Source organism: Aurantiacibacter zhengii (assembly GCF_003584125.1).
Classification (GTDB): Bacteria; Pseudomonadota; Alphaproteobacteria; order Sphingomonadales; family Sphingomonadaceae; genus Alteraurantiacibacter; species Alteraurantiacibacter zhengii.
Map to the genome: position 1 here is coordinate 680,519 of NZ_QXFL01000001.1, position 25,039 is coordinate 705,557.

31 protein-coding genes are annotated in these 25,039 nt (G+C 62.8%); 8 read left to right on the top strand and 23 right to left on the bottom strand.

The window, feature by feature from the left end:
• Positions 1-80 precede the first annotated feature (80 nt).
• Positions 81-1,220 carry a glycosyltransferase gene (locus tag D2V07_RS03415; RefSeq protein ID WP_119584678.1) on the bottom strand — a complete coding sequence of 380 codons (1,140 nt, stop codon included), beginning with the start codon at positions 1,218-1,220 and terminating at the stop codon, positions 81-83.
• Positions 1,217-2,134: an alpha/beta fold hydrolase gene (locus D2V07_RS03420; RefSeq protein ID WP_407641576.1), complete on the bottom strand. Its 918-nt coding sequence runs from the start codon at positions 2,132-2,134 to the stop codon at positions 1,217-1,219. The genes D2V07_RS03415 and D2V07_RS03420 overlap by 4 nt, the downstream gene beginning before the upstream one ends.
• A 10-nt stretch (positions 2,135-2,144) precedes the next feature.
• Between D2V07_RS03420 and D2V07_RS03425 the strand changes: the two genes are divergently transcribed.
• From D2V07_RS03425 to rarD, 4 genes are all read left to right on the top strand, one after another.
• The gene (locus tag D2V07_RS03425; RefSeq protein WP_119584679.1) at positions 2,145-3,545 is read left to right on the top strand and encodes a protein adenylyltransferase SelO family protein; all 1,401 of its coding nucleotides are present in this window, start codon (positions 2,145-2,147) and stop codon (positions 3,543-3,545) included.
• Positions 3,546-3,609: 64 nt separating this feature from the next.
• Positions 3,610-4,068, top strand: coding sequence for a DUF3617 domain-containing protein (locus D2V07_RS03430; RefSeq protein WP_158586757.1), 459 nt, complete (start codon positions 3,610-3,612; stop codon positions 4,066-4,068).
• A gap of 169 nt (positions 4,069-4,237) precedes the next feature.
• On the top strand, positions 4,238-5,656 hold the full coding sequence (gene astD / locus D2V07_RS03435; protein ID WP_119584683.1) for a succinylglutamate-semialdehyde dehydrogenase: 1,419 nt from the start codon (positions 4,238-4,240) through the stop codon (positions 5,654-5,656).
• A gap of 291 nt (positions 5,657-5,947) precedes the next feature.
• The gene (gene rarD, locus D2V07_RS03440; RefSeq protein ID WP_119584685.1) at positions 5,948-6,871 is read left to right on the top strand and encodes an EamA family transporter RarD; all 924 of its coding nucleotides are present in this window, start codon (positions 5,948-5,950) and stop codon (positions 6,869-6,871) included.
• On the opposite strand, the gene pyrC is transcribed toward rarD, so the two are convergent.
• A complete protein-coding gene (gene pyrC, locus D2V07_RS03445; protein WP_119584687.1) occupies positions 6,872-7,909 on the bottom strand; it encodes a dihydroorotase in 1,038 nt (345 codons plus the stop codon). It lies immediately after the preceding gene.
• Positions 7,910-7,919: 10 nt separating this feature from the next.
• Positions 7,920-8,744, bottom strand: a complete 825-nt coding sequence (locus D2V07_RS03450; RefSeq protein ID WP_119584689.1) for a patatin-like phospholipase family protein — start codon at positions 8,742-8,744, stop codon at positions 7,920-7,922.
• Positions 8,745-8,782: 38 nt separating this feature from the next.
• Here D2V07_RS03450 and ygfZ point away from each other — a divergent pair, with 38 nt between their 5' ends.
• Positions 8,783-9,520: a CAF17-like 4Fe-4S cluster assembly/insertion protein YgfZ gene (ygfZ, locus tag D2V07_RS03455; protein WP_119584691.1), complete on the top strand. Its 738-nt coding sequence runs from the start codon at positions 8,783-8,785 to the stop codon at positions 9,518-9,520.
• On the opposite strand, the gene D2V07_RS03460 is transcribed toward ygfZ, so the two are convergent.
• Positions 9,517-10,113 carry a TetR family transcriptional regulator gene (locus tag D2V07_RS03460; RefSeq protein WP_119584693.1) on the bottom strand — a complete coding sequence of 199 codons (597 nt, stop codon included), beginning with the start codon at positions 10,111-10,113 and terminating at the stop codon, positions 9,517-9,519. The two genes, ygfZ and D2V07_RS03460, sit on opposite strands and share 4 nt — an antisense overlap.
• Positions 10,114-10,229: 116 nt before the next feature.
• Here D2V07_RS03460 and D2V07_RS03465 point away from each other — a divergent pair, with 116 nt between their 5' ends.
• Entirely contained in the window at positions 10,230-11,018 is a 789-nt protein-coding gene (locus tag D2V07_RS03465; protein WP_233548230.1) for a metal-dependent hydrolase, read from the top strand.
• Between the two features lie 41 nt (positions 11,019-11,059).
• Here the strand turns inward: D2V07_RS03465 and D2V07_RS03470 are convergent, their stop codons facing one another.
• The 3 genes from D2V07_RS03470 to rplU all read right to left on the bottom strand — a co-directional run bounded on the left by D2V07_RS03470 (position 11,060) and on the right by rplU (position 12,610).
• Positions 11,060-11,605, bottom strand: a complete 546-nt coding sequence (locus D2V07_RS03470; protein WP_158586758.1) for a GNAT family N-acetyltransferase — start codon at positions 11,603-11,605, stop codon at positions 11,060-11,062.
• 204 nt (positions 11,606-11,809) lie between these two features.
• Positions 11,810-12,079, bottom strand: a complete 270-nt coding sequence (rpmA, locus tag D2V07_RS03475; protein ID WP_119584699.1) for a 50S ribosomal protein L27 — start codon at positions 12,077-12,079, stop codon at positions 11,810-11,812.
• A 12-nt stretch (positions 12,080-12,091) separates the two neighbouring features.
• Positions 12,092-12,610: a 50S ribosomal protein L21 gene (rplU, locus tag D2V07_RS03480; protein ID WP_119584701.1), complete on the bottom strand. Its 519-nt coding sequence runs from the start codon at positions 12,608-12,610 to the stop codon at positions 12,092-12,094.
• 217 nt (positions 12,611-12,827) lie between these two features.
• Here rplU and D2V07_RS03485 point away from each other — a divergent pair, with 217 nt between their 5' ends.
• Positions 12,828-13,328 (top strand): hypothetical protein, encoded by a 501-nt coding sequence (locus D2V07_RS03485; protein ID WP_119584704.1) that lies wholly within the window; start codon positions 12,828-12,830, stop codon positions 13,326-13,328.
• A 114-nt stretch (positions 13,329-13,442) separates the two neighbouring features.
• On the opposite strand, the gene D2V07_RS03490 is transcribed toward D2V07_RS03485, so the two are convergent.
• The 6 genes from D2V07_RS03490 to D2V07_RS03515 form a co-directional block, all read right to left on the bottom strand.
• Positions 13,443-13,868: a hypothetical protein gene (locus tag D2V07_RS03490; RefSeq protein WP_119584706.1), complete on the bottom strand. Its 426-nt coding sequence runs from the start codon at positions 13,866-13,868 to the stop codon at positions 13,443-13,445.
• A 64-nt stretch (positions 13,869-13,932) separates the two neighbouring features.
• Positions 13,933-14,382 (bottom strand): molybdenum cofactor biosynthesis protein MoaE, encoded by a 450-nt coding sequence (locus D2V07_RS03495; RefSeq protein ID WP_119584708.1) that lies wholly within the window; start codon positions 14,380-14,382, stop codon positions 13,933-13,935.
• Position 14,383: 1 nt separating this feature from the next.
• Positions 14,384-14,626 carry a MoaD/ThiS family protein gene (locus D2V07_RS03500; RefSeq protein WP_119584710.1) on the bottom strand — a complete coding sequence of 81 codons (243 nt, stop codon included), beginning with the start codon at positions 14,624-14,626 and terminating at the stop codon, positions 14,384-14,386.
• A complete protein-coding gene (moaA, locus tag D2V07_RS03505) occupies positions 14,626-15,627 on the bottom strand; it encodes a GTP 3',8-cyclase MoaA (protein WP_119584712.1) in 1,002 nt (333 codons plus the stop codon). Before moaA ends, D2V07_RS03500 begins: the two co-directional genes overlap by 1 nt.
• Positions 15,628-15,639: 12 nt before the next feature.
• Complete coding sequence (locus D2V07_RS03510) at positions 15,640-15,966, bottom strand: Rossmann fold domain-containing protein (RefSeq protein ID WP_119584714.1); 327 nt, start codon at positions 15,964-15,966, stop codon at positions 15,640-15,642.
• Positions 15,966-16,334, bottom strand: a complete 369-nt coding sequence (locus D2V07_RS03515) for a dihydroneopterin aldolase (protein ID WP_119584716.1) — start codon at positions 16,332-16,334, stop codon at positions 15,966-15,968. The genes D2V07_RS03510 and D2V07_RS03515 overlap by 1 nt, the downstream gene beginning before the upstream one ends.
• Before the next feature lie 144 nt (positions 16,335-16,478).
• Here D2V07_RS03515 and D2V07_RS03520 point away from each other — a divergent pair, with 144 nt between their 5' ends.
• Entirely contained in the window at positions 16,479-17,258 is a 780-nt protein-coding gene (locus D2V07_RS03520; RefSeq protein WP_119584718.1) for a DUF1499 domain-containing protein, read from the top strand.
• Between the two features lies 1 nt (position 17,259).
• Here the strand turns inward: D2V07_RS03520 and D2V07_RS03525 are convergent, their stop codons facing one another.
• The 9 genes from D2V07_RS03525 to ctaD all read right to left on the bottom strand — a co-directional run bounded on the left by D2V07_RS03525 (position 17,260) and on the right by ctaD (position 25,006).
• Entirely contained in the window at positions 17,260-18,147 is an 888-nt protein-coding gene (locus D2V07_RS03525; protein ID WP_119584720.1) for a class I SAM-dependent methyltransferase, read from the bottom strand.
• Positions 18,147-19,559, bottom strand: coding sequence for a threonine synthase (thrC, locus tag D2V07_RS03530; RefSeq protein WP_119584722.1), 1,413 nt, complete (start codon positions 19,557-19,559; stop codon positions 18,147-18,149). The genes D2V07_RS03525 and thrC overlap by 1 nt, the downstream gene beginning before the upstream one ends.
• Positions 19,560-19,620: 61 nt before the next feature.
• Entirely contained in the window at positions 19,621-20,256 is a 636-nt protein-coding gene (locus D2V07_RS03535) for an SURF1 family cytochrome oxidase biogenesis protein (RefSeq protein ID WP_233548222.1), read from the bottom strand.
• Complete coding sequence (locus tag D2V07_RS03540; RefSeq protein WP_199698714.1) at positions 20,253-20,609, bottom strand: DUF983 domain-containing protein; 357 nt, start codon at positions 20,607-20,609, stop codon at positions 20,253-20,255. The genes D2V07_RS03535 and D2V07_RS03540 overlap by 4 nt, the downstream gene beginning before the upstream one ends.
• Before the next feature lie 45 nt (positions 20,610-20,654).
• Positions 20,655-21,539, bottom strand: coding sequence for a cytochrome c oxidase subunit 3 (locus D2V07_RS03545; RefSeq protein ID WP_119584728.1), 885 nt, complete (start codon positions 21,537-21,539; stop codon positions 20,655-20,657).
• A 64-nt stretch (positions 21,540-21,603) separates the two neighbouring features.
• On the bottom strand, positions 21,604-22,176 hold the full coding sequence (locus D2V07_RS03550; RefSeq protein WP_119584730.1) for a cytochrome c oxidase assembly protein: 573 nt from the start codon (positions 22,174-22,176) through the stop codon (positions 21,604-21,606).
• Positions 22,176-22,301 (bottom strand): hypothetical protein, encoded by a 126-nt coding sequence (locus D2V07_RS18965; protein WP_267899734.1) that lies wholly within the window; start codon positions 22,299-22,301, stop codon positions 22,176-22,178. The genes D2V07_RS03550 and D2V07_RS18965 overlap by 1 nt, the downstream gene beginning before the upstream one ends.
• The gene (locus D2V07_RS03555; protein ID WP_233548223.1) at positions 22,298-23,209 is read right to left on the bottom strand and encodes a heme o synthase; all 912 of its coding nucleotides are present in this window, start codon (positions 23,207-23,209) and stop codon (positions 22,298-22,300) included. The genes D2V07_RS18965 and D2V07_RS03555 overlap by 4 nt, the downstream gene beginning before the upstream one ends.
• A gap of 78 nt (positions 23,210-23,287) precedes the next feature.
• Positions 23,288-25,006 carry a cytochrome c oxidase subunit I gene (gene ctaD / locus D2V07_RS03560; protein WP_119584734.1) on the bottom strand — a complete coding sequence of 573 codons (1,719 nt, stop codon included), beginning with the start codon at positions 25,004-25,006 and terminating at the stop codon, positions 23,288-23,290.
• Between the last annotated feature and the right edge of the window lie 33 nt (positions 25,007-25,039).

Consider the following 25,039-nt stretch of genomic DNA (forward strand, 5'->3'; position numbering starts at 1 on the left):
ATGGCACAGGCTTTTCAATCGAAGAGGCGAGAGTGTCCCCGCCGGGGTGAACGCCCCATGAAGGGCCAACCTGCGCCAAGTCACTGGCCTCGCGGATATTTCTGCATTAGCCCCCAGTAAAGCGCGCGATAACGTTCGATCATGCGCCGCTCGTCGAACTCCTCGCGCGCCTTCTGCCGGTTCGCCTGCCCCATGCGTTTGCGCAGGGCGGGATCGTTTGCCAGCCGCGTCAGCGACTTTCTCAGCGCGTCCTCGTCGCCTGCATCGACAAGTGCGGGGCCATTGTCGCTTGCCACCATGGAGCCGATGTCGCCCACGCGCGGCGCGACGACGGGCAGTCCGGCAGCCATCGCTTCGACCACGGAGATCGGAAACTGTTCGGAATGGCTGGACAATGCAAACATGTCGAACAGTCCCACCAGCTTCGCCGGTTCCGCTACGAAACCGGGCAGGTGCACGCGGTCTTCCACGCCGCGGCGCTCCGCCTCTGCCAGCAGGGCGTCGCGCTCCGGCCCCTCCCCCGCGATCACCAGCTGCCATTCGGGCGGCATCCATTCCATCGCCCGCACCAGCATGTCGAGCTGCTTCACCGTGCGAAGACCCGCCATCGTCCCGAGCCAGAACTCGCCCTTGTGCTTGATGAGACCGGGAAGGATATCGCGCTTGGGCGGCGCGGCGAACGCACGGGTATCGATGCCGTTGGGAATACGCCGCACGCGGGTGCGCGGCTGGCTCCAGACGTTCAGAGCGATATCCTCGAGGGTGGCGGATGGCACCACCAGCGCCGCCGTGCGTCCTAGCGCGATCTTGCGATACCAGTTGCGCCGCTTCTTCAGGCGGTTCGCCTCGTCCTCGTTGAAGCCATCCTCATGATGCACCAGCGGCGGCAGCTTGAAGGCGTCGGCGAATACGGTGTGCGCCATTACCGCGTCGATCGCGCCCCAGTTGTAGGTGCAGACAAGGTCGTAGCCCGCCATCGCTTTCGCCAGTGCCGCCAGCCGTCCCGGAGTGGGTTTGCCGCCCAGGGCAGGGAATTTTGGCCACGACACGCGCGCCTTCTTGCCCAGCATCTGCGCAGCCCCGCGCCTTTCCAGGTCACCCGAGACAATCGCGTGGTCCACGTCCTTGCCCCATTCGTTGATGAGGCGGACATTGCGCAGTTCCTTGCCGCCGGCATCGAAGGTGGAATGCAGGTGCAGGATTTTCGGCGTCTTGCTCATGCCCTCGCCACCTTGCCCAGCAGCCGTGCGATGGCTTCCAGCGCGGCGGGTTCTTCTAATGTGGGGGCATGGCCGACGCCGGGAACGGTGACCGTTTCCATCCCTTCGACCTCTTCACCCATGCGCCGGAAAGTGGCCTCCGAAAGCAGATCAGACAGCTCACCGCGCAGGGCCAGCAGCGGTTTGCTCCCCAGCGACCTGAGCGCGGGCCACAAATCTACCTCTATGCCCGCTCCCGGCTGTGCAAAGGGCATGGCGATCTTCATGTCGTAGTCGTAAGCGATGCGGCCATTTCCCGAAACGCACATCAGCCGCTTGGTATGGCGTAGCCAGTCCTCGATCCCGTATTCGGGATAGATATGCTGGGAACTGTCGCGCATGGCCCATGCGGCGTGCATCCAAGTGGGGTAGCTGCGCCCCTGGCCCACGTAATCCCTGATACGCTGCAACCCCGCTTCCTCGATAGCCGGACCGACATCGTTGATGACGGCACCGGCGATGTTCACGCCCGACTGCGCCAGCAGCATGGTGATGATCCCGCCCAGCGACGTTCCCACCAGAACGACTTCGTCCAGCCCTGCTTGCTCGATCAGGGCGGTCACGTCCTCCACGTAGTTTGCGGGGGTGTAGCTGGCAGGATCCTTGGCATAGTCACTCTGCCCGCGTCCGCGCAGGTCTGGCGCAATCACCCGCCACTCGCCGGAGAAGGTTTCCGCCAGAGGCTCGAAATCGCGGGCGTTGCGAGTCAGGCCGGAGATGCAGACTATCGGCGGGCGATCGTCCCGCCCGGGATAGTCCCGATAATGCAGCACCAGTCCGTCGCTGCTTTCCCACGTGCCCGTCGAATAGGCGGCGTCGCTCAATTCAAGCCCCTTGTATGCGCGCACCTTGCGGGCGCGGTGTCGAAGGCCCACTAATGGATGGATGCGACACGAACCGCAACCGGCCAAGTACACTCCCGACACACGAATCGAGGCGGTGGCGGATTTCCTCGCCGATCCCGTTGCAGCGGCACGGTTTCCGCTGGCCACTCTGCGCTTCCGCAATGACAGGTGGGACAAGGCGGTCGGCCTTGCCTCATTGTCGGACGAGGATTGGGTGCGCCATTTCGGCAGGTTCGATCCGCTTCCGGACAATCTGCCCCAGCCGCTGGCGCTGCGATATCACGGCCACCAGTTCCGCGTGTACAATCCGGAAATCGGCGATGGGCGCGGCTTCCTCTTCGCCCAGATGCGCGACGGGGGTGGCCGCCTCCTCGACCTGGGTACAAAGGGCAGCGGCACGACACCCTATAGCCGCACGGCCGACGGACGGCTGACGCTGAAAGGCGGCGTGCGGGAGATCCTTGCTACCGAGATGCTGGAAGCACTGGGGGTCAACACGTCCAAGACTTTCTCCATCATTGAAACCGGCGAAGCGCTGGAGCGGGGCGACGAACCCTCGCCCACGCGGTCCGCCGTCATGGTGCGCCTCAGCCACGGCCATATCCGCATTGGCAGTTTCCAGCGCCTCATGGCTCTTGACGAGAAGGATCATCTCGAACGCCTGGTGGACTATTGCCTGACCACCTATCCCGGCCCTCCCCCGCCGGAGGATGCACCGGGGCGCGACGAACCGGCCATCCGGCTGATGCACCAGGTGACAGAGCGCATGGCAGACCTTGCCGCCAGCTACATGGTGGCAGGATTCGTCCACGGTGTGCTCAACACCGACAACATGAACATTTCCGGCGAAAGCTTCGATTACGGTCCATGGCGGTGGCTGCGGCAGTGGGATCCGGGGTTCACCGCTGCATATTTCGACCACAGCGGCCTTTACGCCTTCGGTCGCCAGCCGGAGGCGATCCGCTGGAACCTGGGCCAGTTTGCCATCGCGCTGCGGCCCCTGGTGGAAGCACAGCCCCTGATCGCCGCGCTGGAGCGGTTCGGCCCTCTCTATCACCACGCAATGGCCAGACGGTTCTGCTGGCGCCTGGGCGTGAAGTCGCGCGGCCTGGAGGCCGACGCGGGCGTCATCGAAGCTGCCGAGAAAACGATGCGGGAGCGCCGGACGGGTCCCGACGATTTCTTCTTCCGCCATCGCGGCGGCCGCGATGCCCAAAGGGGCCTGGTGGAGGCGTTGGAGGGCTATGAGCCGCTTGATAGTAGCCACGATTTCTGGAGCGAGGGAGCTCCTGAATCCATGCTGATCGACGAGGTGGAAAGCCTGTGGTCCGCGATAGACGAGCGCGACGACTGGGCACCCCTTCACGATAAAGTCGCGCGCATTCGTCGGATGGGCCAGGCGCTGGGCGAGCCGCCGGCACCCCCAGCGCACGCAAGCTGATTGGCGCAACGCCAGTGCAAATGATATGCTGGAGCGCATCGCTGCATCCAACAGGGGGAAAATCATGCGCAAGCTTGCCGTTCTGGGTCTCGCCACGGTCGCCGTCGCCACATCGGCCTGGGCCATCGAACCGGGCAATTGGGAAACCAACAGCCGTCTCGACGATATCCAGTTGCCGCCCGGAATGCCGCCACAGGCTGGCGAGATGATACGCGGCATGATGGGCGGCGAAGGCATGACCGCGCAGAACTGCGTGACACAGGAAGATCTCGACAATTCGCCAGAGCGTATCTTCGACGAAACGAACGGCGAATGTCGCTATAGCGAGTTCGAAATGTCGGCAGGCGAGATTCATGCGGTGGCGCAATGCCAGAGCGAACAGGGCACCATGGATATGACGATGGACGGTACCTACACCGCATCGACCTATGACATGACAATGTCGATGCGCGGCGACATGGGGATGGGTCCCATGACAATGACCTTCGACGTGACGGGCCGTCGCCTTGGCGACTGCGGCTGAGGCGCTTTCCTGCCAAGATTCCAACCCGCGTTTGCGCACAATTCCGGTTCCGCTTGAAACCAGTTAGCCCTACGGGGTTTTAACTGTACGAGTTAACCGCCACTTTGCGCGCTTCCGGCATATTGGGTAAGCCGCGCACCACGATCATTTTAACGAAAGGCACCCCGCCTTGAGCCAGACCGCCGAACTCATTTCCTATGAACCTGCCACCGGTGCCGAACTGTGGCGGTCGAAGCACGGTGATGTCGATGAACTGGTGGACCGCGCACGGCGCGCGTGGCCGGCGTGGGCGTCCGAACCGCTGTCACGGCGCATCGAACTGGTGCGCCGCTTCGCGATCCAGGTGGAAAAGGATCAGGAAGCCTTTGCCGAACTGATCGCCCGCGAGACGGGCAAGCCGATCTGGGAAGCCCGCACGGAAGTCGCGGCAGTCATCGGCAAGGTCGATATCTCGATCCGCGCCTATTCGGAGCGTACCGGGCAGCGCAAGCTGGACAGCGCGCTGCAGGGGTCTGCCGCGCTGCGGCACAAGCCGCACGGCGTCATGGCGGTGCTGGGCCCTTACAATTTTCCCGCCCACCTTCCCAATGGCCACATCATCCCGGCGCTTATCGCGGGCAATGCCATTGTCTTCAAACCATCCGAAAAGACCCCCGCGGTCGGCCAGAAACTGGTTAGCTATTTCGCCAAGGCCGGGATACCGGAGGATCTCGTGCAGTGCCTGATCGGCGGCCCCGACGAGGGCAAGGCACTTGTCGCGCACCGGGGCGTGGACGGCGTGCTGTTCACCGGCTCTGCCCAGGTCGGCATTGCCATCAACCGCAAGCTGGCCACCGATCCGGGCAAGATCGTGGCGCTGGAAATGGGCGGCAACAACCCCATCGTGCTATGGGATACGCCCAAGATGGAAGATGCGGCTGCGCTGATCATCCAGTCCGCTTTCACCACCGCCGGACAGCGCTGCACCGCAGGTCGCCGCCTGATCGTGAAGAGTTCCATGTATGATGAGGCGGTGAGCGCGGTAAAAACGCTAGCCAATCGCATTATCGTGGACGAACCCTTTGCCGAACCGCAACCGTTCATGGGCTGCGTGATCGACAACAACACGGCAGACCAGCTTACCGAAAGCTTCCTCTACCTGCTTTCGAACGGCGGGAAGGCCGTCAGCCACATGCGCCGCCCGGTGGACGACAGGCCGTTCCTCTCCCCCGCCATCATCGATGTGACAGGCATGAAGGAACGCCCCGACGTGGAACTGTTCGGGCCGCTGTTGCAGGTCGTCAAAGTGGACGACTTCGACGAGGCGATCGCGGAGGCGAACAACACTCGCTTCGGCCTTTCGGCGTCGCTGATCGGCGGTGAGCCGCAGCAGTATAACCGCTTCTGGGCAAATATCCGGGCCGGCATCGTCAACTGGAACCGCCCGACCAATGGTGCATCCAGCGCCGCGCCATTCGGCGGTATCGGCTTTTCGGGCAACCATCGCCCGGCGGCCTACTACGCAGCCGATTATTGCGCCTACCCGGTCACCAGCACCGAAGTGGATCAACCGCGGGCCAGCGTGGGCGTGGGCTTCCGCGAAGCCTGAGGCACATACGGCCCATACTTTCAGGGCGCCCGGACCCGAAGATCCGAGCGCCCTGGCGCGACCCCCCTAAAAACACGACCCGAAGGGCCGCGCTACGATTGCTGCCCAACAGGGGAAGGCAGCATCGATCTCATTGTTTGTAAAAACAATTTTTCGTTATAGGGACGCGTCAATACCGCCCTTCAGCTTAATATCAAGCAACGTATGAATTTTGCGCCGCTGGATTGTTTTCCGCAATTTGAGGCGATCAAAGACGTGGCGTCCTGCCCTTTCCGGCCCTAGGGAGCCGCGATGGCAGAACAGCATACCAGCCAGCGGCGCGCCCTGATTCTCGCGTTATGCACCCATGCCATCTGGGGATCGATGCCGGTCTACCTGCTGCTGGTGAAAGACGTGCCGGCGCTGGAATACGTTGCCTGGCGCACTGTATTCACGCTGCCGATCTGCCTGTTCTTCATCATCCGATCGGGAATGCTGGCGGACCTTTACCGCACGCTGTCGACCCCGCGCGTCATGCGCACGCTGGCAGCCAGTTCGGCGCTTATTGCGGTCAACTGGTTCACCTATGTCTGGGCGATCCAGAACGAGCAGGTCTACGCGGCGAGCCTGGGATACTACATCTTGCCACTGGTCATGATGCTGCTGGGATTCGTGCTGCTCAAGGAGCGCCTGAGCCGCCCGCAGACCGGCGCGGTAGTCCTCGCAGGGATCGGCGTAACTGCACTGCTGGGCGGCGCACTGACCACCCTTTGGGTAAGCCTGACGGTCGCCACCACCTTCGGTGTCTACGGCCTTCTGCGCAAGACGGTGGCAGCAGGTCCGCTGCTGGGGCTGACCTGCGAAACGATCATCCTGCTGCCATTCATGGCCGCATTCCTCGCATGGACCGAGTTCAGCGGCGGCGGTGTGGCGCTGGGGCGCGACACGCTGGAAACGCTGGCCATCATGTTCGGCGGCGTGATGACGGCGGTCCCACTGCTGCTATTCGCGACCGCTGCACGCGCCCTGCCCTACACCACGGTCGGCTTCCTGCAGTTCATCTCTCCGACCATTATCTTCATCCTAGGGATCACGCTGTTCCAGCAGCAGATGAAGCCGGCACAGCTGGTCTGTTTCGTGCTGATCTGGGCCGCGGTAGCGCTGTTCAGTTGGGACATGCTGCGGGGCGCACGCCGTTCGCGCCGCGCAAGGATGGCCCGCGGCGTCACGCCCTGATCAAGCGACGAAGCGCCAGCGCAGGGTCTCTCCGGCATGGAACGGGACAAGCTGGGTATCGTCTGCCTCGACCGCTTCAGGAACGTCGCAATCCGCGCGTTCCAGCGTCACTCGTCCTTCGTTTAGCGGGAGGCCGTAAAAGGCCGGTCCATGTTCGGATGCGAAACCTTCGAAAGCGTCGATGGCATTTTCTTCTTCGAACACCGCGAGATAGCTCTCCAGCGCGAAGGGGGCATTGAAGATGCCCGCACAGCCACAGGCGCTTTCCTTGGCCTCGCGCGCGTGGGGCGCGCTGTCGGTGCCGAGAAAGAACTTCGCGCTGCCCGATGTGGCTGCACGGCGCAGCGCCAGCCGGTGCTTCTCGCGCTTGGCGACCGGTAGGCAGTACGCGTGCGGCCGCATGCCGCCCACCAGCATGGCATTGCGATTGATGTGCAGGTGCTGCGGCGTGATGGTGGCCGCCACGTTTGCGCCAGCGCTTTCCACGAACTGCACGCCCTCTTCGCTGGTCAGGTGCTCGAACACCACTTTCAGCTGCGGCAGATCGTTCAGCAGCGGCGCCAGCACGCGCTCGATGAAAACCGCCTCCCGGTCGAAGATATCGATGTCGGCATGGGTCACTTCGCCGTGAACGCACAGCACCATGCCGATCTCGGCCATCGTTTCCAGCACGTCACGGATATTTCCGATGTCGGTCACCCCGCTGTCGGAGTTGGTTGTCGCGCCAGCCGGGTACAGCTTGCAGGCCGTGAACACTCCCGCCTCGAACCCGCGACGCACCTCTTCGGGATCGGTGTTGTTGGTGAGGTAGCAGGTCATCAGCGGGGTGAAGTCCGCTTCCCCGGGCAATGCGGCAACGATCCGGTCGCGATAGGCCTCGGCCGCTGCAACGGTGGTTACTGGCGGGGAAAGGTTCGGCATCACGATGGCGCGGGCGAACTGGCGGGCGGTATGGCCCACCACGGCTTCCAGCATGGCGCCATCGCGCAGGTGAACATGCCAGTCATCCGGGCGGCGGATCGTCAGGGAATCGGTCATGCCAGCCGCCTTAATCGCCTGCAGACTGCTTCGCCAGCCATGCCGTGCCGTCGCATACACCCTGATCCCAGGTTCGGGTGACCTTGCTGGCATCGGAGAAGTCGATCTTGTCGGCGGCAACTTCGCAGCTGGGCATTACGTAGGTCCTGCCGGGCTCCTCCGGGCAATGGCGATAGCGCGACGTGAGCAGCACCAGCGTTTCGCCCTCGCTTTCCAGCGGCAGCGGCGCCTTGTCCAGCATCCCCCCATCAAGCACACGGCAATCCTGCCATTGGGGCACATCGAAAACAGGGGGGATCGTCGCGGCGGCGCAGATCAGATCGACCAGCTTGCCATCGCGCGCCGCCTGTCGACCGTCGACGCGTACTTCCTCGAGCCCGGCGGCCCGTGGCCAGACAAGGTGCGGGGTAGAGCGGACGGACTGGTCCAGCTTGTAAATCAGGCCATAGAAAATGGCCGAAAGGTGCGGTGTGAACTGTTCGGGAGGTACGCTGAGCGCCACCTCGTATTCCGGCCCATCCGCGACTCTCTCGATCGCCTCCCTGTCCAGGGTCACATCCACCACCTCGCGATAGATCTCCTGATGAGGGGTGAAATTGGATTTGCCTGCCGCGACATTCGAATCGTTGACGGAGAACGCTTCCTCCATCACCGCCAGCAAGTCATCCTCCCGCCCGGCTATCCAGCAGGCCGCACTCAGGGCACCGCCCGAAACGCTGCTGATGCGCTCTGGCCGCAATCGTTCGAAATCGCCCACCTTGCTGAGGAAACCGCCGTGCCAGAAGCACCGGATGCCTCCGCCGGAGAAAACGACCTGATCGTATGTGCGCGCCATTGCATTGCCTATCGCGGAGCCGGGCCTATCTGTCACCCATGAGTTCGACCCGCCTGACCCGCCGCGCCCTCGTGCGCGTATCCGCCACCGACGAAGCGGAAGACCCCGCTGCCTTCCTGCAGGGATTGCTGACGAACGACGTGAAGGGCGAGCTTCCGGTCTATGCCGCGCTGCTGACCGCACAGGGCAAGACCATGTTCGACATGATCGTCTGGCGCGATGGCGCGGACATCCTGCTCGATTGCGAGGCCGAGGTTGCCGAAGATTTGGCGAAACGCCTCTCCCTTTATCGCCTGCGGCGCAAGCTGGCGATCGGTGTGGAAGACACCCTGGCAGTGCACTGGCAGGAAGCACCGCGCGACGGCGCATCGCTGGATCCACGCCTCCCCGCGCTGGGCTACCGCTGGCTGGCCCCGGCGGACGAGACCGAAAGCGGAGCGGACGAGGCATGGCGCGCTGTACGGCTTGCTCACGGCATGCCGGAAGGCGCGCGGGAACTGGGAGACATTCTGTGGCTGGAGACCAACGCCGTCGAACTGAACGGCGTCAGCTTCAACAAGGGGTGTTACATCGGGCAGGAAAACACCGCACGGATGAACTGGCGACAGAAAGTCAACCGCCGCCTCGTGGTCGTGCCGCTCGAACGCTCCGAGGAAAAGCGGCGCAAGGCGCTGCACGAAGACCTCGGCCTCGCCGTCGATCACCTGCGTGTCGCAGATATCCCGAGCGACCTTGTGCCCTCATGGCTCGACCTAGGGGAAAGCGGCGAGGCCTAGACGTCGACCCCGTTCCTTTCGAACGCGGCTATCATCATCGATTCGGCGCGGTCACGTGCGGTCGTGCGCTCTACCCCAAGGGAATCTGCCAGTTGCTCTCCCAACAAGGCATCCCCCAATGCCAGCAGCACGAGCGAGAAAGTGGTTTCGTGCATCGAGCGTTCGGAACCGTGGGCGACCTCTTCAGGATGCAGGTCGTCCACCAGCGCGTGAATGGTGTCGATGATGGGATTTAGCGCATCCTCGTTACCCGATGCGAGCATCCAGCTGGCCAGCGCGCCGCCACCTTCTCGGCCAAAGGCATCGAAGGTCAGATCCACCACTTCGCGGGGCGAACCGATACCGGCACGGGTGGCGCGCACTGCCTCGCCAATCGAGTCGCAGACGGTTTGCGCGAGGTGGCGCGCCAGTTCCTTCTGCAAACCCGAAGCTGAACCGAAGTGGTGCAACAGATTGGCGTGTGTGCGCCCGATGCGGCCCGCCACGGCTTTCAGCGTCACGCTTTGCGGACCCGTCTCGATCAGCAGCGCGCGCGCAGCTTCCAGTGCGGCGGCGCGGCTCTCTTCAGGGCTCAGACGCTTCTTTATTGACACTAGTGTAAGTTTCCCTAGATTGACGACAAGCAATTGTCGAACAGGTACGTGATATGACTGCACAACCCCACTGGCAAGAATCCCCCCGGCAAGGAACCTCGCTCACGGTGAGAGACATGCGTTTCGCCCGCGGGCAGAAGCGGGAACGCGGCACAGATCCGGTCGCATCGGCGTGGTTCGCCGCGCTGTCTTGCAGTTTCCCGCGTGGAGAGGCGATGTTTATCGAGGCGGTCAAGGCGCACCGCGACGGGGTGCCGCCCCAACTCGCCGCCGAAATCCGCGATTTCATTCGGCAGGAAGTGAACCACTCGCGCGAACACATCGCCTTCAATCGCGCAATAGAGGATGCCGGATACGACATCACCGAAATCACCGCGCGGGTGAACAGGCTGGTCGACGATACGCTGGCGACGCCGCCGATCGTGCAGCTTGGCATCACCTGTGCGCTTGAGCATTTCACTGCCATGTTCGCTCACCAGTTCCTGAAGAACCCCGGTTCGCTGGCCACCGCCGGAATGGGCGATCCGCATCTGTGGCTGTGGCACGCGGTGGAAGAAATCGAGCACAAGGGCGTGGCCTACGACACGTGGATTCACGCCACCCGTGACTGGCCAGCGTTCAAGCGCTGGCGGGTGCGTTCGCTGCTGATGGTGCTGGTAACCGTCCGTTTCCTGCGCAATCGCTCCAACGACGCACTCGAACTGTTGCGCCAGGACGGTATCGAGGGATGGCGGGCGCGCTGGGGGCTTGTCAGCTACCTGTTTGGCAAGCCGGGCATCCTGCGCAAGATCTTCCTCAAGTGGCTGGGCTATTTCCGTCCCGGTTTCCATCCGTGGGACCATGATGACCGCCACCTGATCACCCAGTATGACGGCGAAGACTCTCTGGCAGAACCCGCAGAGTAAGGCCTGTCCTCCCCGTCGCCTGGCGACAGGGAGGAATCTTGTCAGGCTGCCTTCTCGTCCGGCATGCTGACCTCCTCGAAGAGATTGCAGACATACCGCCGTCCCAGAAAAACCTCGCCACCACGCGCAGCGCACGGAGTGGGGCTGACTTCTCCCGTCTCGACAAAGCCGTTCGCCTTCAGCACTTTGCTGCTGGCGGGATTGTCCAGGAAATGCCCGGCGGTGATCTGCGTAATCCCGAACGCCCGTGCCATCGACATCAGGCCCCGCACTGCCTCGGTCGCGTAGCCGCGCCGCTGCCACCGGCGGCCGATCCAGTATCCCAGTTCGTGGCCGTTCTCATCGCGCTCCAGCCCGACTTGTCCGATGATCGGAGCTCCGTGGAGTTCGGGAAGCGTTACCGAGAATTTCATGGCACCTTGCGGAAGCGGGCGACGGCAGAAAGCCTTCGCATCTTCCTCGCCATAGGGCCACGGCGCGCGCGATAGCATGCTGACGACGCGGAAATCGGCGATACCGCGATGGATTTCACGCCAGTCTTCAGGAAATGTTGGCCGCAAAAACAGCCGCTCGGTACGCATGAACATTGGTATTCTCCCCATTACCGAGTGCCCGCCTCCAGTGGGCCACCGGTGTTTCAAATTCGGGTCTGACCGCGAGTCGGATCAGGCCAGTGAGGAAGGAGAATCAAAAAAGGAGACGGGGCGGCCCCATCTCCTTCCGATTTTTCGAGTCCTGTGCGGCTCGAAAAGGGCCATCCCGGTGGATGACCCTTTTAGCGAATCATCCGGTTATTCGGCGGCTTCCGCCATCGCGTCTACCGATACGTATTTGCGGCCAAGCTTGCCGTCGTGGAAACGGACCTTGCCCGCTTCGAGAGCGAACAGCGTGTGATCCTTGCCCATGCCGACGTTGACGCCAGGATAGAACTTCGTACCGCGCTGACGCACGATAATGTTGCCCGGAATCACTTCCTGGCTGCCGAACTTCTTCACACCAAGGCGACGACCTGCTGAGTCGCGACCGTTACGCGATGAACCGCCTGCTTTTTTATGTGCCATGGTTCCGGATCCTTACTTTTCGTCGGCCGACTTGTCGGCGCTCTTCTTGGTTGCCGCAGCCTTCTTAGGCGCAGCCTTCTTTGCAGCCGGCTTCTTGTCGGCGGCAGCTTCCTTCTTCGGAGTCGCCTTCTTCGCCGGAGCCTTGGTTTCGGTCGCCTTGGCTTCTTCCGCGGAGGCTTCAGCCCTCGGGGCTTCTTCCTTCTTGGCGGCAGCCTTCTTGGGCGCGGACTTGCCTTCACCGACGGCAGTGATGCGCAGCAAGGTCATCTGCTGGCGGTGGCCGTTCTTGCGACGGTAGTTGTGACGACGACGCTTCTTGAAAACCGTCACCTTCTCGGACTTGGCCTGGGCGATCACTTCCGCCGAAACCGTAACCTTCGAAGCGTCGGCCAGGTCGGCACCTTCGCCGGCCAGCAGAACATCGTCCAGCACAATCGTTTCGCCAGCGTCACCCGCCAGCTTCTCGACTGCGATCTTGTCTCCTTCGGCGACGCGATACTGCTTGCCGCCCGTGCGCACTACTGCGAACATGGTGCTCAAATCCGTTTATCTGGTGTCTTCTGCCGCATCCCGACCCGAGTGAATCCCGGACCATTTCTCGGCAATGACAAAAAAGGCGCCCACAGGGCACCGGAAAGAGCGCTGCCGTTAGGCGAAGCGCCGATAGCTGTCAACCATCACATGGCCGAATCTACGACCAAAATGCGTGCTGGAAAGCTTTCCGTGCCGAATGTAGGGAAAGCAGCCTATGGTGCAAGTCTCCCGTCTCTTTCCCGTCGCCGCTTTTGTGCTGCTGGCCGCATGTGCTGCACCAGAAGGTGAATATCCTTCGCTCGCCATTCGCGATGTGGAGCGGGTCAGCGGTTCGATGGAGGTTGAGCCCGCTCCACCGCTACCGGCCCCGCCTGCCTCAACCCTCGCTTCGCTGGACGAACTGGCCGCCGCAGCGCGGGCTGCGCATCAGCGATTCGGAGCGGCAGAGTCGCAGGCGCGCAGGATTACGAGTTCCGCCGTGGGCGCCGCTCGTGGCAGCGAGGCTTGGGCACGCGCGCAAGTCGCCATCGCCGACCTCGAAGCGCAACGCAGCCAGGCCATGATCGCTCTCGCAGATCTCGACCGCATCTACGTAGAGGCAGCCACATCCGCGCAGGCCACCGAATCGATTGCAGAGGTGCGCAACCAGGTCGATGCGCTTGTCGCGCAAGAGGACGCCGTAATCCGCTCGTTGCTGGACATGCTGACCGGATAGGCTTGGTCCCGACGGGCTGCCCCGCCCGAAAGACGGTCCAGGTTGTGAGACAAGAAAGACGCGCGGGATCGAATCGATCTCACCCGCGCGCCAGTAGGGAGCTGTTTTCGCGCTTCAGACCAGCGCGGCAATGGTTATGCAGATGAGGCCCCATGCAAAGATCAGCGCCGGCAGGATCAGCACCTGCACCGTGGCATCACGCGCGCTGGCACGGCCATAAGGGGTCATGATGCCTTCCTGCCGGAACCGGGCCCAGGTCTTGGGCTTGCTTTTGGTTGCCGGGGCGAGCCGGGTCCAGAGCGCCGGCACACCGAAACCGGCGACCACGAAGAAGGCGAAGATGATGAAGGGGATGACCATCTCCGGATTGCCGAAGCCGAGCGCCAGCGTGCCGATGAAGCCGAGAAACAGCGCTACGGTGGCGACATAGAGCCCGGTGGGCAGTTCGAAAGTGCGATCTGTCGGCGGTACGACACGCGGCGCTTCGATGCGGATATCCGCCTGCTGGGCAATCTTTTCGCGGGTAAGTTGTTCAACCATGATGCAATCCTTCCTGTGTCGGGAAGGCTATGCAACGAGTCGGGCCGGTTCGCTTTGACCGGGATCAAATGTCCCAGCGACTGGCGTCTTCGTGATCCTGTTCGCGTGGCTCTATCCAGTGCCAGCCGTCGCTGCGCTTCTCACGCTTCCAGAACCAGCTGCGTGATTTCAGATGGTCCATGGCAAAATCCACCGCCTCGAAGGCATCGCGGCGATGACGGGCGGCAGCGGCAACCAGCACGATGGCGGCGCCGGGGCGCAAGTACCCGGTGCGATGGTGGATCAAGAGACCGTCAAGCGGCCATCGTCCCTCGACCGTATCGGCCAGCGTTTCCATTCCGGGCAACGTGAGGCGTTCGTAGCTGACGAGTTCCAGGACCTTCACATCGCCGTCCGGGCGAACCTTGCCGACAAAGCTGGCAATGCCGCCCGAAAGGGGATGGTCCTTGGCGAACAGGCCCAGCGCCTTGCCGGGCGAGAAGCCCTTCTCCAGAAGCTGGACATCGCGCACCATGTCAGCCGCCCGACACGGGAGGAAGCAGGGCAACCTCGTCGCCGTCCTGCGCGCGAAGACTTCGCTTGTCGGCCAATACCGTGCCATTCACGGCAATCTTCGTACGATCTTTGCCCAGTGCGGCTGCAAGATCCTCACCCAGCACCTCGGCAAGATCGACCCATTCCAGCGGCCCGGCGACTTCGCGCTCCCCCTGCCCCGCAAGGTCGGCCATCTTGCCGATGAAGACCACGGTCACAGCCATCAGCCGCCCGTGACAGACATGTGCCGCGGCTGCGCTGGCGCGGCGCCTTCGGAGATGGCGAAATGATGCCGTTCCGGCTTGATTCGCATCGCTTCGTCCAATGCAGCAGCGAGATCGGCGTCGGGCGCATCTGAGCGAAGCGCAGCGCGCAGATCAACCTTCTCCGCCCCGCCAAGACAGGCGTAAAGCTGCCCGGTCGCCGTCACCCGGATGCGATTGCAGGTAGCGCAAAAATTGTTGGTGAGCGGCGTGATGAACCCCAGCCTGCCCCCGGTTTCCTCTACCCGCACATAACGCGCGGGGCCGCCCGTGTTGTCGGCAATATCAGTGAGGGTGAAGCGCTGTGACAGTTCGTCGCGCACGGCAGGCAACGGCAGGTAGTGATCGACACGCTCGCCATCCACTTCCCCCAGCGGCATGACCTCGATCAGGGTCATGTCGTGGCCGTGGGTGCCCGCCCATTCGACAAGGAAGGGAATCTCGCTCTCGTTCAACCCCTTCAGCGCGACCGTGTTGATCTTGACCTGCAACCCCGCACGCTTCGCCTCGGTTATGCCGCCCAGCACGTCCCCAAGCTGGTCGCGGCGGGAGAGGGTTTCGAACTGTTGACCGTCCATCGTATCGAGCGAGACGTTCACGCGCCGAACCCCCGCTTCGAACAACGGCTGCGCAAACTCCGCGAGGCGCGTGCCGTTGGTGGTAAGCGTGAGTTCGTCCAATCCATGGCCCAGCCTGCGGCCGAGGGCCTTCACCAGTTCGATGACATCGCGCCGCACCAGCGGTTCGCCGCCGGTCAGGCGGATCTTGTTGATGCCGCGCTCTATGAAGGCTAGCCCGAGCCGGTGCAGCTCTTCCAGGCTCAACACGTCCTTCTTGGGCAGGAATGTCATGCGTTCGGGCATGCAATAGGTGCAGCGCAGGTCGCACCTGTCCGTAACCGACAGCCGCAGGTAGGAAATGCGCCGCTGGAATGCGTCGATCAGGGGCTGCGAACAACTCATACTGTCTTGAACCTAGGCGTTCTCTCCGGAATTGCCATGGAGGGCGAACAATTGCCCGGTTACGCCCGGGGCGCCGTCAAGGTACTCACACATAGCGGCAATGTCGCTGCCAGCTCCTCCCTGCACGCCGTTAACGCGGCATGGCGTGGCCTCGCGCGCAAGTTCCTCCACCGCCGCCCGGCGCCAGTGCAGGTGCGTGTGATCGGCAGGATCGAACAAAAGCACCAAGTCCTTGCCCGCCGCGTGACGCGCTTCGGGCAGTATGCGGGCGTGAAAGGCCGCCGCCGCATCCAGCGGCGAATCGGGCAGTTGGCGCGCTTCGATGCGGATCAACGGCATCAGCGCCTTTCCCGCACCAGGGTGATGCCGATCTGTTCGTCTGCCTCGCTGAGCGCGAGCTTGACGATCTTGACGCTGACCTCCTCGACGCGCGCATCCTGCAGGAACAGGGTCTCGCACACGTGGTCTGCCACGGCTTCGATCAGTTTGTAATGCCGGTCCCCCAGCGCATCGGAGCAGGCGAATTTCAGATCCATGTAATTCTTGCTGCAACTCAGCGACGTTTCCGGATCGTAGTGCGGCTGCTCTTTCAGCTTGGCCCGTACGCTGAAGCGCAGCGGCTGCGGCTTGCCGGTCTCTTCCGAATAGATCCCGGTGTGGACCATGTGGACGAAGTCGATGAGTTCGAGATGAAGGCTGTCTGCCATGATGGCGCGCGTGATTGCAGGCCCCGGCCCGATTGGCAAGGAACCTTGCGCGGGCAACGACATCCCCGAACGGGTCTTTCGTCGCAGTTGACGCTGCTGGCGAATTAGGGTGAGTCACTGGAAAAACAGGAAAAGGAAATCCCGATGGTCGAAGCGAACGAAACTGCCGCGCCAGCAAAGGACAGCAAGACTGGCAAGACCATGAAGTGGATTGGCAATTTCGTACTGGGCGGTGCGCTGATCCTGATTGTCGTCGTCGTCGTGGCAGCCACGCTGGCCCGGTATGACATTATCGGGAAGATGGCTGGCTTCGGTCCCTTCTACCTGGCACTGAATCCGTCGCGGGCGCTGACGGTTATCGGCATTCTGGCGCTCGGCTTCGCCATGTGGCGCAAGACCGGCCACGTGGTCAAACTGGCGCTCGGCACGGTGCTTTCGGCAGGATTGCTGGCAACGATCTACGCGCTCCTGCTGATTCCGGCCGAAGGTAAGCCGCCAATCCATGACATCACCACGGACCTGAACGATCCGCCGCAGTTCACCACGCTGGATGTCGATACTCCCGTCAGCACCGGCCCCTTCACGCAGGAAGAATGGCGCGCTTACCACGAGGAAGCCTACGGCGATATCGAGCCGGTCGTGATCGACAAAGCGCCTGCCGAAGTGCTGGCCAATGCCCGCGCGCTGGCAGAGGCGCGCGGGTGGGAGATCGCCGCCGCCGATCCTGCAGCGGGCCTGCTGGAAGCCACCGCAACTGCGGGCTACGTGCGCTTTTACGATGACGTGATCGTGGAGGTTACCCCGGTGGCCGATGGCTCAACCCGCGTCGACATGCGCTCTGTCAGCCGTGTAGGCGTTGGCGATGTTGGTTATAACGCCGCGCGGATCGAAAGCTTTCTCTCCGACCTGCGCACCATGAACTAGGTCAGTCGTTGCGCCACCGCGCGAAAATCGCGGTGGGCAGCAGGCGGCCTTCGGGGCCATCTTCCTGCACCGCCAGGTCGCCGTGCTCCACCGTGCCCGGCAGGCCTGCAAAGGCTTCTGCCAGCAGGCCCCCTAGGGCCAGCGAACTCATGCGCACGGCATAGACCGTCAGGAACAGGAAGCGGCTGTCGGCATCGAGTAGCTGCCGGCAATCGGCGATCAGGCCCGGCAATCCGTCCTCGATGCGCCAGGTTTCGCCCTTTGGCCCGCGGCCGAATTTCGGCGGGTCGAGAATGATGCCGTCGTAACGCCGTTCCCGCCGCACTTCGCGCGCGGTGAACTTCACCGCATCGTCGATCAGCCAGCGGATCGGGCGGTCATCCATGCCGGACAGGGCGGCGTTATCACGCGCCTGTGCCACGGACTTCTTGCTGGCATCGACATGGGCTACCGGGCCACACTTGCTCAGCGCCAGTGAACCGACGCCGGTATAGCCGAACAGGTTGAGAGTCTGCGCATCGTCGCGGCCTGCCAGCCGTTCACGCATCCAGTGCCAGACCGGGGCCATGTCGGGAAAGAACCCCAGGTGGCGGAAAGGCGTGCACTGGGCCGTGAAACTGACCTCTTCCCAGCCAAGCTGCCAGACGCCTTGCGGCACGTCGCGCTCGAACTGCCAGCGCCCCCCGCCGTCCTCGTCGCTGCCGGGCACGAATTCGCCGTCTGCCTTCCAGTCGGCAAGGCGCGGAGACCACATGGCCTGCGGCTCGGGCCGGATGAAACGGCGATTTCCATATCGCTCCAGCTTGCGGCCGTGCCCCGAGTCGACGAGGCCATAATCTGGCCAGCCTTCGCCGACCATCAGCACCGGATCGCGAGCCAGCTCTGCCATCAGGCGGAAGGCACCGCGTGCCGGGACACATATTGCGCCACGGCATCATAGGTTCCGGGCAGTTCCTCGAACGCTTCGGTCCGTTCGAACAGGTCACCCACGCGCATCGGCAGGTACGGGCGCAAACCTGTCGAGCGTTCCACGGCATCGGGGAATTTGGCCGGATGCGCGGTCGCCAGTGTGATAACCGGCGTAGATGCATCGAGCCCGGCATGGCGTGCGGCGTGAAAACCGATAGCGGTGTGAGGGTCGAGCACGTAGCCGCACTTTTCGTTCGCCCAGGTCATCGCCTGCGCCATTTGCGCCTGATCCACGCGAGCACTGCTGAAAAGTCCCGCCGCCCCTGCGCGCTGCGCGTTGGTAAGCTGCATGGCCCTGGTTGTCTCGAAACCGCGCATCTGTTCCGCCATGGCCGCGCCGTCGCGCCCGCCCAGGTCGAACAGCAGCCGCTCGAAATTGGAACTGACCTGAATATCCATGCTGGGCGAAGCCGTGGGTGTGACGCCCCCTGCCGAATAATCGCCTGCGGTCAGCGCCCGGTGGAGAATGTCGTTTACGTTGGTGGCCACGATCAGCCGTTCGATCGGCAAGCCCATCTTCGCGGCCACGTACCCGGCAAAAACGTCCCCGAAATTGCCGGTCGGCACGCTGAAGGCGACCTTTCGGCGCGGCGCACCCATCTGCAGCGCAGCGGCGAAGTAGTAGACCACCTGCGCCATCAGCCGCGCCCAATTGATGGAGTTAACGGCGCTGATGCGATACTTGCCGCCGCGCGATGCAGCCATGGCATCGTCGTTGAACATGCGCTTCACCATGGCCTGCGCATCGTCGAAACTTCCCTCGATGGCGAGGTTGTGGACGTTGGGCGCGCGCACCGTCGTCATCTGGCGGCGCTGCACATCGCTGACGCGGCCCTTGGGGTGGAGCATGAAGATGTCGACGCGCTCACGGCCCGCCACGGCATCGATGGCCGCACTGCCGGTATCGCCGCTGGTGGCGCCAACGATGGTGAGGTGATCGTCGCTCTTGGCAAGGAAATGCTCGAACAGGCGGCCCAGCAATTGCAGCGCCACGTCCTTGAACGCCAGCGTGGGGCCGTGGAACAATTCGAGGATCCACTGCTGCTGGTCCATCTGCACCAGCGGGGTAACAGCCTGGTGCGAGAAACGGCCGTAGGCGCGGGTGCACAGGTCGCGCAGCTCCTCCACCGTCAGCGAGCCTTCGACGAACGGCGTCATCACGCGGACGGCGAGTTCGACATAGGACAGGCCGGACATTTCCGCGATCTCGTGCTCGGAAAACTGCGGCCAGCTTTCGGGCACATAGAGGCCGCCGTCACTGGCGAGGCCAGCCAGCGTCACGCCTTCGAAATCGAGCGCAGGGGCGCTGCCACGGGTGGAAATGTATTTCATCGCGACCGCGCCGTTAAAGGCATGGCGCACGCCGGGCAAGCAAGCAGTGGTTGGCGCGCTGTCATCTCCGCTTGGTCCCGCCTTCCCTCCAGCGCCGACGCAAAGCGAGGAAATAGATCACCAGCGCGGTAAGCGCGAAGAAGAACCACTGGCCTGCATAGGCGAGGTGATTGTTGGGCAGATCGCTCGGGTCCGGCTTGGCGAGCGGCTCAAGACCAGCCCTCGGTTCGCTGGCGACGACCTCGAAGTCGTTGCCGGCAGTCGACAGGATGCCGGTCACCGTACCACCATTCCATTCGGGCTGCTGCGGAGAGCGAGACCAACCTATCGTGGCGAACAGGACGGCACCCGTACCGTCATCCGAGGCAGCTTCGTCGCATGCGAACATGTGAACATAGCCCGTCTGGTCGTTTGCGTTGCGCCCTGCCACGCCTTTCCAGTCGCTCGGATTGGCACAGGCGATTTCGACCGTGCGGAAAAGACTGTCATCAAGGTGCGCAACTTCGTTCGGATCAGGACCTGGCGGAAAAGCCTCGAACCCGCGCAGGACAGGCAAATTTTCGTTCGCCTCGTACTGGGCGATCAGCGCTTCCTTCTCGTCCATCCGGCCAAGCTGCCACACGCCCAGCGCCACCATCACGGCAGCGGCGGCGATCACGAGAATCGTCGGTATGATCGGCACGCGTCCGATGTTCACGATAGGTCGCTCCCGTCGTGGCGGTGCTCTTCGGCGCGGCGTTGGTATTCGGTCACCAGCAGCCATGCCTTCGTGATACGAAGGCCTGCGATAACGCCGATCACGGTTAGCGGCACCCACAGAATTGCATGGACCCACCAGGGCGGCTCAACGCTAAGTTGCAGCCACAGTGCCAACACGACAATGATCGTGCCCACACCCAGCGTCAGGAACGCTGCCGGACCGTCGCCGACATTGAAGCGCGAGTAGGCCAGTCCGCACGACGGACACTTGTCGGCGAACTTGATCCATCCGTCGAACAGGGTTCGCGCACCGCAGCGCGGGCAGGAACCGAAAAGGGCGGCCTCGCGCATGGCGGGCCGCCCTATTGTTGTTTGGGTGTCGTCCGTCACGTTGGCTTAGTGGACTTCGGCGCCCCAGCCACCCCAGACGTAGACGGTGATGAAGAGGAACAGCCACACCACATCGACGAAGTGCCAATACCAGGCAGCGGCTTCGAAACCGAAATGCTGGCGCGGCGTGAAGTGACCAAGGTAGGTACGACGCAGGCACACGATCAGGAAGATCGTGCCGACGAGCACGTGGAAGCCGTGGAAGCCGGTCGCCATGTAGAAGGCCGAGCTGTAGTTGGTGCCGCCGAACGGGAAAGTCGCGTGGCTGTATTCGTAGGCCTGGATGCAGGAGAACAGCACACCCAGAGCAATGGTCAGCCACAGGCCCTTCTTCAGCCCGTCGCGATCACCGTTGATCAGGCAGTGGTGCGCCCAGGTAACCGTGGTGCCCGAACACAGCAGAATCAGCGTGTTGAGCAGCGGCAGGTCGAACGCATCGAGGACGTGGACGCCTTCGGGCGGGAAGGTTGCCAGCGCCGCAGCGCCGTCCTGGCCCACCATGCTTGACCAGAGGCCCGCCGCGGCATCGTAGGCCAGCGGAGCCGGGAACAGGGCGAAATCGAACCAGCTCCAGAACCAGCCGACGAAGAACATCACTTCCGAAGCGATGAACAGGATCATGCCATAACGCATGTGCAGCTGCACCACCGGGGTGTGATCGCCGCGCTGCGCTTCGTTCACGATCTTGGAGAACCAGCCGAAGAACGTGGCGATCAGGCCGGCGATGCCGAGCCCGAGCACGATGCGCCACAACCCTTCAGGGAAGGCTGCTTCGTCAGCGTGCATGTACATGACCATGCCGGTGGTGAAAGTCAGTGCCGACATGGAGCCGATGAACGGCCAGATGTCGGGGTCTAGGATGTGATAATCGTGGTTCTTGGCACCGGCCATGATGTTAGTCCTGATCCTTGGGTTTGATGCGCCTGTAATGCGTGGTGGCTGTCGGGTCCAGAGGCTAGCTCGGATCCTGGTCTGCGCGGTGGAAAGTATACGAAAGGGTGATCTGCTCCACACCTTTCATGTTGGGATCGTCCAGCGCTGCGGGATCGACGTAGTAGAGCACCGGCATGCGGATCTCTTCACCCGGCTGCAGCGTTTGTTCGGTAAAACAGAAACACTGGATCTTGTTGAAGTAGCGGCCAGCCTGTTCAGGCTCCACATTGAAGGTGGCGGTGCCGGTTATCGGCGCGTCGGAGTTGTTGCGCGCGGTATAGAAGGCCATGTCGCGCTGGCCGATGGCCACGGTGTCGGTCACCTGGACCGGCTTGAACTCCCACGGCATATTGCGCGCGGTGTTGGCGTCGAAGCGGATCGAATAGCTAACGCCCCCGGCGCTGGCGGCGAACTGTTCGGCAAGGGCAGCATCGGATTCGCTCGCGACCTGCGTGGTGCCGCCAAAGCCCGTGACGCGGCAGAAAAGATTGTAAAGCGGCACGGCGGCGTAGCCCATGCCCAGCATCGCCAGGGCCATGCCGAAGCCGAATAACATTGTCCGCTTGTTGCGGTCTTCCAGAGTTATCGTTGCCATCAGTCGCTCATCTGCACGATTGTGATCATGTAGAACAGCACTACGAAGCCGGCTAGGATCAGTCCGACAACGATGTTGCGCTGCCTGCGGCGGCGATCGAATTCCTCTTTCTCGTCCGGAGTCATGCGAACACCACGCGATCTATCACGAGCGCCCCGAAGAGGGCGAAAAGGTAGAGAATGGAATATGCGAACAAGCGCTTTTCCGGGCGCATGGTATCGCCCTCCACGCTCGTGCGCAGGCCCACCGGCACCGACAGGGCAAGGAAGAGGCCCGAAAGGGCAATGGCCGACAGACCATAGGCAGCGCCGGTCCCGCCGATCCACCACGGCAGCACGCTGAGCGGCAGCAGCAGCGCGGAGTAGACAAGGATCTGGCGGCGGGTCGTCGTCTCTCCCCGTGCCACGGGCATCATCGGGATCCCGGCTTCGGCGTAATCGATCTTCACCCACAGGGCGAGCGCCCAGAAATGCGGCGGGGTCCACATGAAGATGATGGCGAACAGCAGCAGCGGCATGGCGGTAATTTCATTGGTCACCGCAATCCAGCCGATCAGCGGCGGAAATGCGCCGGCAGCGCCGCCAATGACAATGTTCTGCGGCGTGTTGGGCTTCAGCCACATGGTATAGATCACCACGTAGAAGAAAATGCTGAATGCCAGCACGGTGGCGGAAAGCCAGTTGACCGCCAGCCCCATGATCACGATCGAGGTGCCCGACAGCAGCATGCCGAAATCGCGCGCATCCTCTCGCCGCAGCTTGCCCAACGGCAGCGGGCGGCGCGCCGTCCGCTTCATCTTGGCGTCAATGTCGGCTTCCCACCATTGGTTCAGCGCCCCGGCCCCGCCAGCAGCAAGCGCGATGCACAGGATGGCGGTGAAGCCGATGACCGGGTGGATTGCCCCCGGCGCGGCCAGCAGGCCGCACAGCGCCGTGAACACCACGAGGCGCATGACCTTGGGCTTGGTCAGAGCGAAGAAAACGCGCCAGTCGGCGGGAAGCTGTGTCGCGATAGGGGCTGCGGTTGTGGTCACGTTATCAATCTCTATGCGAAAGGGGCGCACCGTCTCCGGCGCGCCCCCTCCCGTTTTCATTCAGGCGAGGGCCGCCGATCAGGCGTTCGCCGGTTTCGGGCTGATATGATCGTCAGCCGAGTGGTGCTCCTCGATTACCGGCAGCGTTTCGAACTGGTGGAACGGCGGCGGGCTGGAAAGGCTCCATTCCAGCGTCGTCGCGCCTTCGCCCCAGTAGTTGGCTTCCGGCTTCTTGCCGAAGAAGATCGCGTACAGGATGTTCACGAAGAAGATCACGATCGACACGGCCATGATCATGTAGCCGATGGTGGCGATCTCGTTCCAGTAGGCGAAGGCAGGGGTGTAATCCGGATAGCGACGCGCCATGCCCTGGAGACCCAGGAAGTGCATCGGGAAGAAGATCACGTTCACGCCGACGAAGAACACCCAGAAGTGCAGGTGTGCCAAGAATTCGGAATGCCAACGGCCGAACATCTTCGGGAACCAGTAGTACCAGCCCGCGAACATGGAGGTAACCGCACCCAGCGACAGCACGTAGTGAAAGTGCGCCACCACGTAATAGGTGTCGTGCAGGTTGTCGTCGATGCCGCCATTGGCCAGCACGACGCCGGTCACGCCGCCAACGGTGAACAGGAAGATGAAGCCCATGGCCCAGACCATCGGCGACTTGAACTCGATCGAGCCGCCCCACATCGTGGCGATCCAGCTGAATATCTTGATGCCGGTGGGAACCGCGATGACCATGGTTGCCGCGGTGAAGTACATCTTCGTGTTCACGTCGAGGCCCACGGTGTACATGTGGTGCGCCCAGACGATGAAGCCGACCACACCGATGGCAACCATGGCGTAGGCCATGCCGAGATAACCGAATACCGGCTTCTTGGAGAAGGTCGCGACGATCTGCGAGATCATGCCGAAGCCCGGCAGGATCATGATGTAGACTTCGGGGTGGCCGAAGAACCAGAACAGGTGCTGGTAGAGCACCGGATCGCCGCCGCCCGCAGGATCGAAGAAGGTGGTGCCGAAGTTACGGTCCGTCAGCAGCATGGTGATGGCAGCAGCCAGCACCGGCAGCGCCAGCAGCAGCAGGAATGCGGTGACCAGCACCGACCACACGAACAGCGGCATTTTGTGCAGGGTCATGCCCGGCGCGCGCATGTTGAAGATGGTGGTGATGAAGTTGGTGGCACCAAGGATCGAGCCCGCACCGGCAAGGTGCAGTGCAAAGATCGCGAAGTCGACCGCCGGACCGACCGAGCCCGAGGTGGAGAGCGGCGCATAGACCGTCCAGCCAACGCCGGCACCCATGCCCGTGCCGCCGGGCACGAACATCGAGAACAGCAGCGAGCAGAAGCCAGCCACGGTCAACCAGAACGAGATGTTGTTCATGCGCGGGAAGGCCATGTCCGGCGCGCCGATCATCAGCGGCACGAACCAGTTGCCGAAACCGCCGATCATGGCGGGCATGACCATGAAGAACACCATGATCAGGCCGTGCGCAGTGATCAGCACGTTCCACATATGGCCCTGCTGGTCGAAGCTGGTGCCATCGCCGCCCAGCATGTCCACGAAGGTACCGAGGTACTGCAGGCCGGGCTGCGCCAGCTCGACGCGCATTGCACCTGAGATCGCGCCACCCACGATACCCGCGATAATCGCGAAGATCAGGTAGAGCGTGCCGATGTCCTTGTGGTTGGTCGACATGAACCAGCGAGCGAAGAACCCCGGCTTGTGATCGGCATGATCATGCGCGTGGTCTTCGTGGTGGGCGTCGAAACCTTCAGCGGTGGTGGCCATTTTTATGGAACCTTGTCTGCTATAATCGTCAGT

What these genes read in the sequence shown, in the direction of transcription:
- D2V07_RS03415 (WP_119584678.1), bottom strand. Translation starts at nt 1,220, where the DNA reads ATGAGCAAGACGCCGAAAATCCTGCACCTGCATTCCACCTTCGATGCC.
- D2V07_RS03425 (WP_119584679.1), top strand. Translation starts at nt 2,145, where the DNA reads ATGCGACACGAACCGCAACCGGCCAAGTACACTCCCGACACACGAATC.
- D2V07_RS03430 (WP_158586757.1), top strand. Translation starts at nt 3,610, where the DNA reads ATGCGCAAGCTTGCCGTTCTGGGTCTCGCCACGGTCGCCGTCGCCACA.
- rarD (WP_119584685.1), top strand. Translation starts at nt 5,948, where the DNA reads ATGGCAGAACAGCATACCAGCCAGCGGCGCGCCCTGATTCTCGCGTTA.
- pyrC (WP_119584687.1), bottom strand. Translation starts at nt 7,909, where the DNA reads ATGACCGATTCCCTGACGATCCGCCGCCCGGATGACTGGCATGTTCAC.
- D2V07_RS03450 (WP_119584689.1), bottom strand. Translation starts at nt 8,744, where the DNA reads ATGGCGCGCACATACGATCAGGTCGTTTTCTCCGGCGGAGGCATCCGG.
- ygfZ (WP_119584691.1), top strand. Translation starts at nt 8,783, where the DNA reads ATGAGTTCGACCCGCCTGACCCGCCGCGCCCTCGTGCGCGTATCCGCC.
- D2V07_RS03465 (WP_233548230.1), top strand. Translation starts at nt 10,230, where the DNA reads ATGCGTTTCGCCCGCGGGCAGAAGCGGGAACGCGGCACAGATCCGGTC.
- D2V07_RS03470 (WP_158586758.1), bottom strand. Translation starts at nt 11,605, where the DNA reads ATGTTCATGCGTACCGAGCGGCTGTTTTTGCGGCCAACATTTCCTGAA.
- rpmA (WP_119584699.1), bottom strand. Translation starts at nt 12,079, where the DNA reads ATGGCACATAAAAAAGCAGGCGGTTCATCGCGTAACGGTCGCGACTCA.
- rplU (WP_119584701.1), bottom strand. Translation starts at nt 12,610, where the DNA reads ATGTTCGCAGTAGTGCGCACGGGCGGCAAGCAGTATCGCGTCGCCGAA.
- D2V07_RS03485 (WP_119584704.1), top strand. Translation starts at nt 12,828, where the DNA reads ATGGTGCAAGTCTCCCGTCTCTTTCCCGTCGCCGCTTTTGTGCTGCTG.
- D2V07_RS03490 (WP_119584706.1), bottom strand. Translation starts at nt 13,868, where the DNA reads ATGGTTGAACAACTTACCCGCGAAAAGATTGCCCAGCAGGCGGATATC.
- D2V07_RS03495 (WP_119584708.1), bottom strand. Translation starts at nt 14,382, where the DNA reads ATGGTGCGCGATGTCCAGCTTCTGGAGAAGGGCTTCTCGCCCGGCAAG.
- D2V07_RS03500 (WP_119584710.1), bottom strand. Translation starts at nt 14,626, where the DNA reads ATGGCTGTGACCGTGGTCTTCATCGGCAAGATGGCCGACCTTGCGGGG.
- moaA (WP_119584712.1), bottom strand. Translation starts at nt 15,627, where the DNA reads ATGAGTTGTTCGCAGCCCCTGATCGACGCATTCCAGCGGCGCATTTCC.
- D2V07_RS03510 (WP_119584714.1), bottom strand. Translation starts at nt 15,966, where the DNA reads ATGCCGTTGATCCGCATCGAAGCGCGCCAACTGCCCGATTCGCCGCTG.
- D2V07_RS03515 (WP_119584716.1), bottom strand. Translation starts at nt 16,334, where the DNA reads ATGGCAGACAGCCTTCATCTCGAACTCATCGACTTCGTCCACATGGTC.
- D2V07_RS03520 (WP_119584718.1), top strand. Translation starts at nt 16,479, where the DNA reads ATGGTCGAAGCGAACGAAACTGCCGCGCCAGCAAAGGACAGCAAGACT.
- D2V07_RS03525 (WP_119584720.1), bottom strand. Translation starts at nt 18,147, where the DNA reads ATGGCAGAGCTGGCTCGCGATCCGGTGCTGATGGTCGGCGAAGGCTGG.
- thrC (WP_119584722.1), bottom strand. Translation starts at nt 19,559, where the DNA reads ATGAAATACATTTCCACCCGTGGCAGCGCCCCTGCGCTCGATTTCGAA.
- D2V07_RS03540 (WP_199698714.1), bottom strand. Translation starts at nt 20,609, where the DNA reads ATGCGCGAGGCCGCCCTTTTCGGTTCCTGCCCGCGCTGCGGTGCGCGA.
- D2V07_RS03545 (WP_119584728.1), bottom strand. Translation starts at nt 21,539, where the DNA reads ATGGCCGGTGCCAAGAACCACGATTATCACATCCTAGACCCCGACATC.
- D2V07_RS03550 (WP_119584730.1), bottom strand. Translation starts at nt 22,176, where the DNA reads ATGGCAACGATAACTCTGGAAGACCGCAACAAGCGGACAATGTTATTC.
- D2V07_RS18965 (WP_267899734.1), bottom strand. Translation starts at nt 22,301, where the DNA reads ATGACTCCGGACGAGAAAGAGGAATTCGATCGCCGCCGCAGGCAGCGC.
- ctaD (WP_119584734.1), bottom strand. Translation starts at nt 25,006, where the DNA reads ATGGCCACCACCGCTGAAGGTTTCGACGCCCACCACGAAGACCACGCG.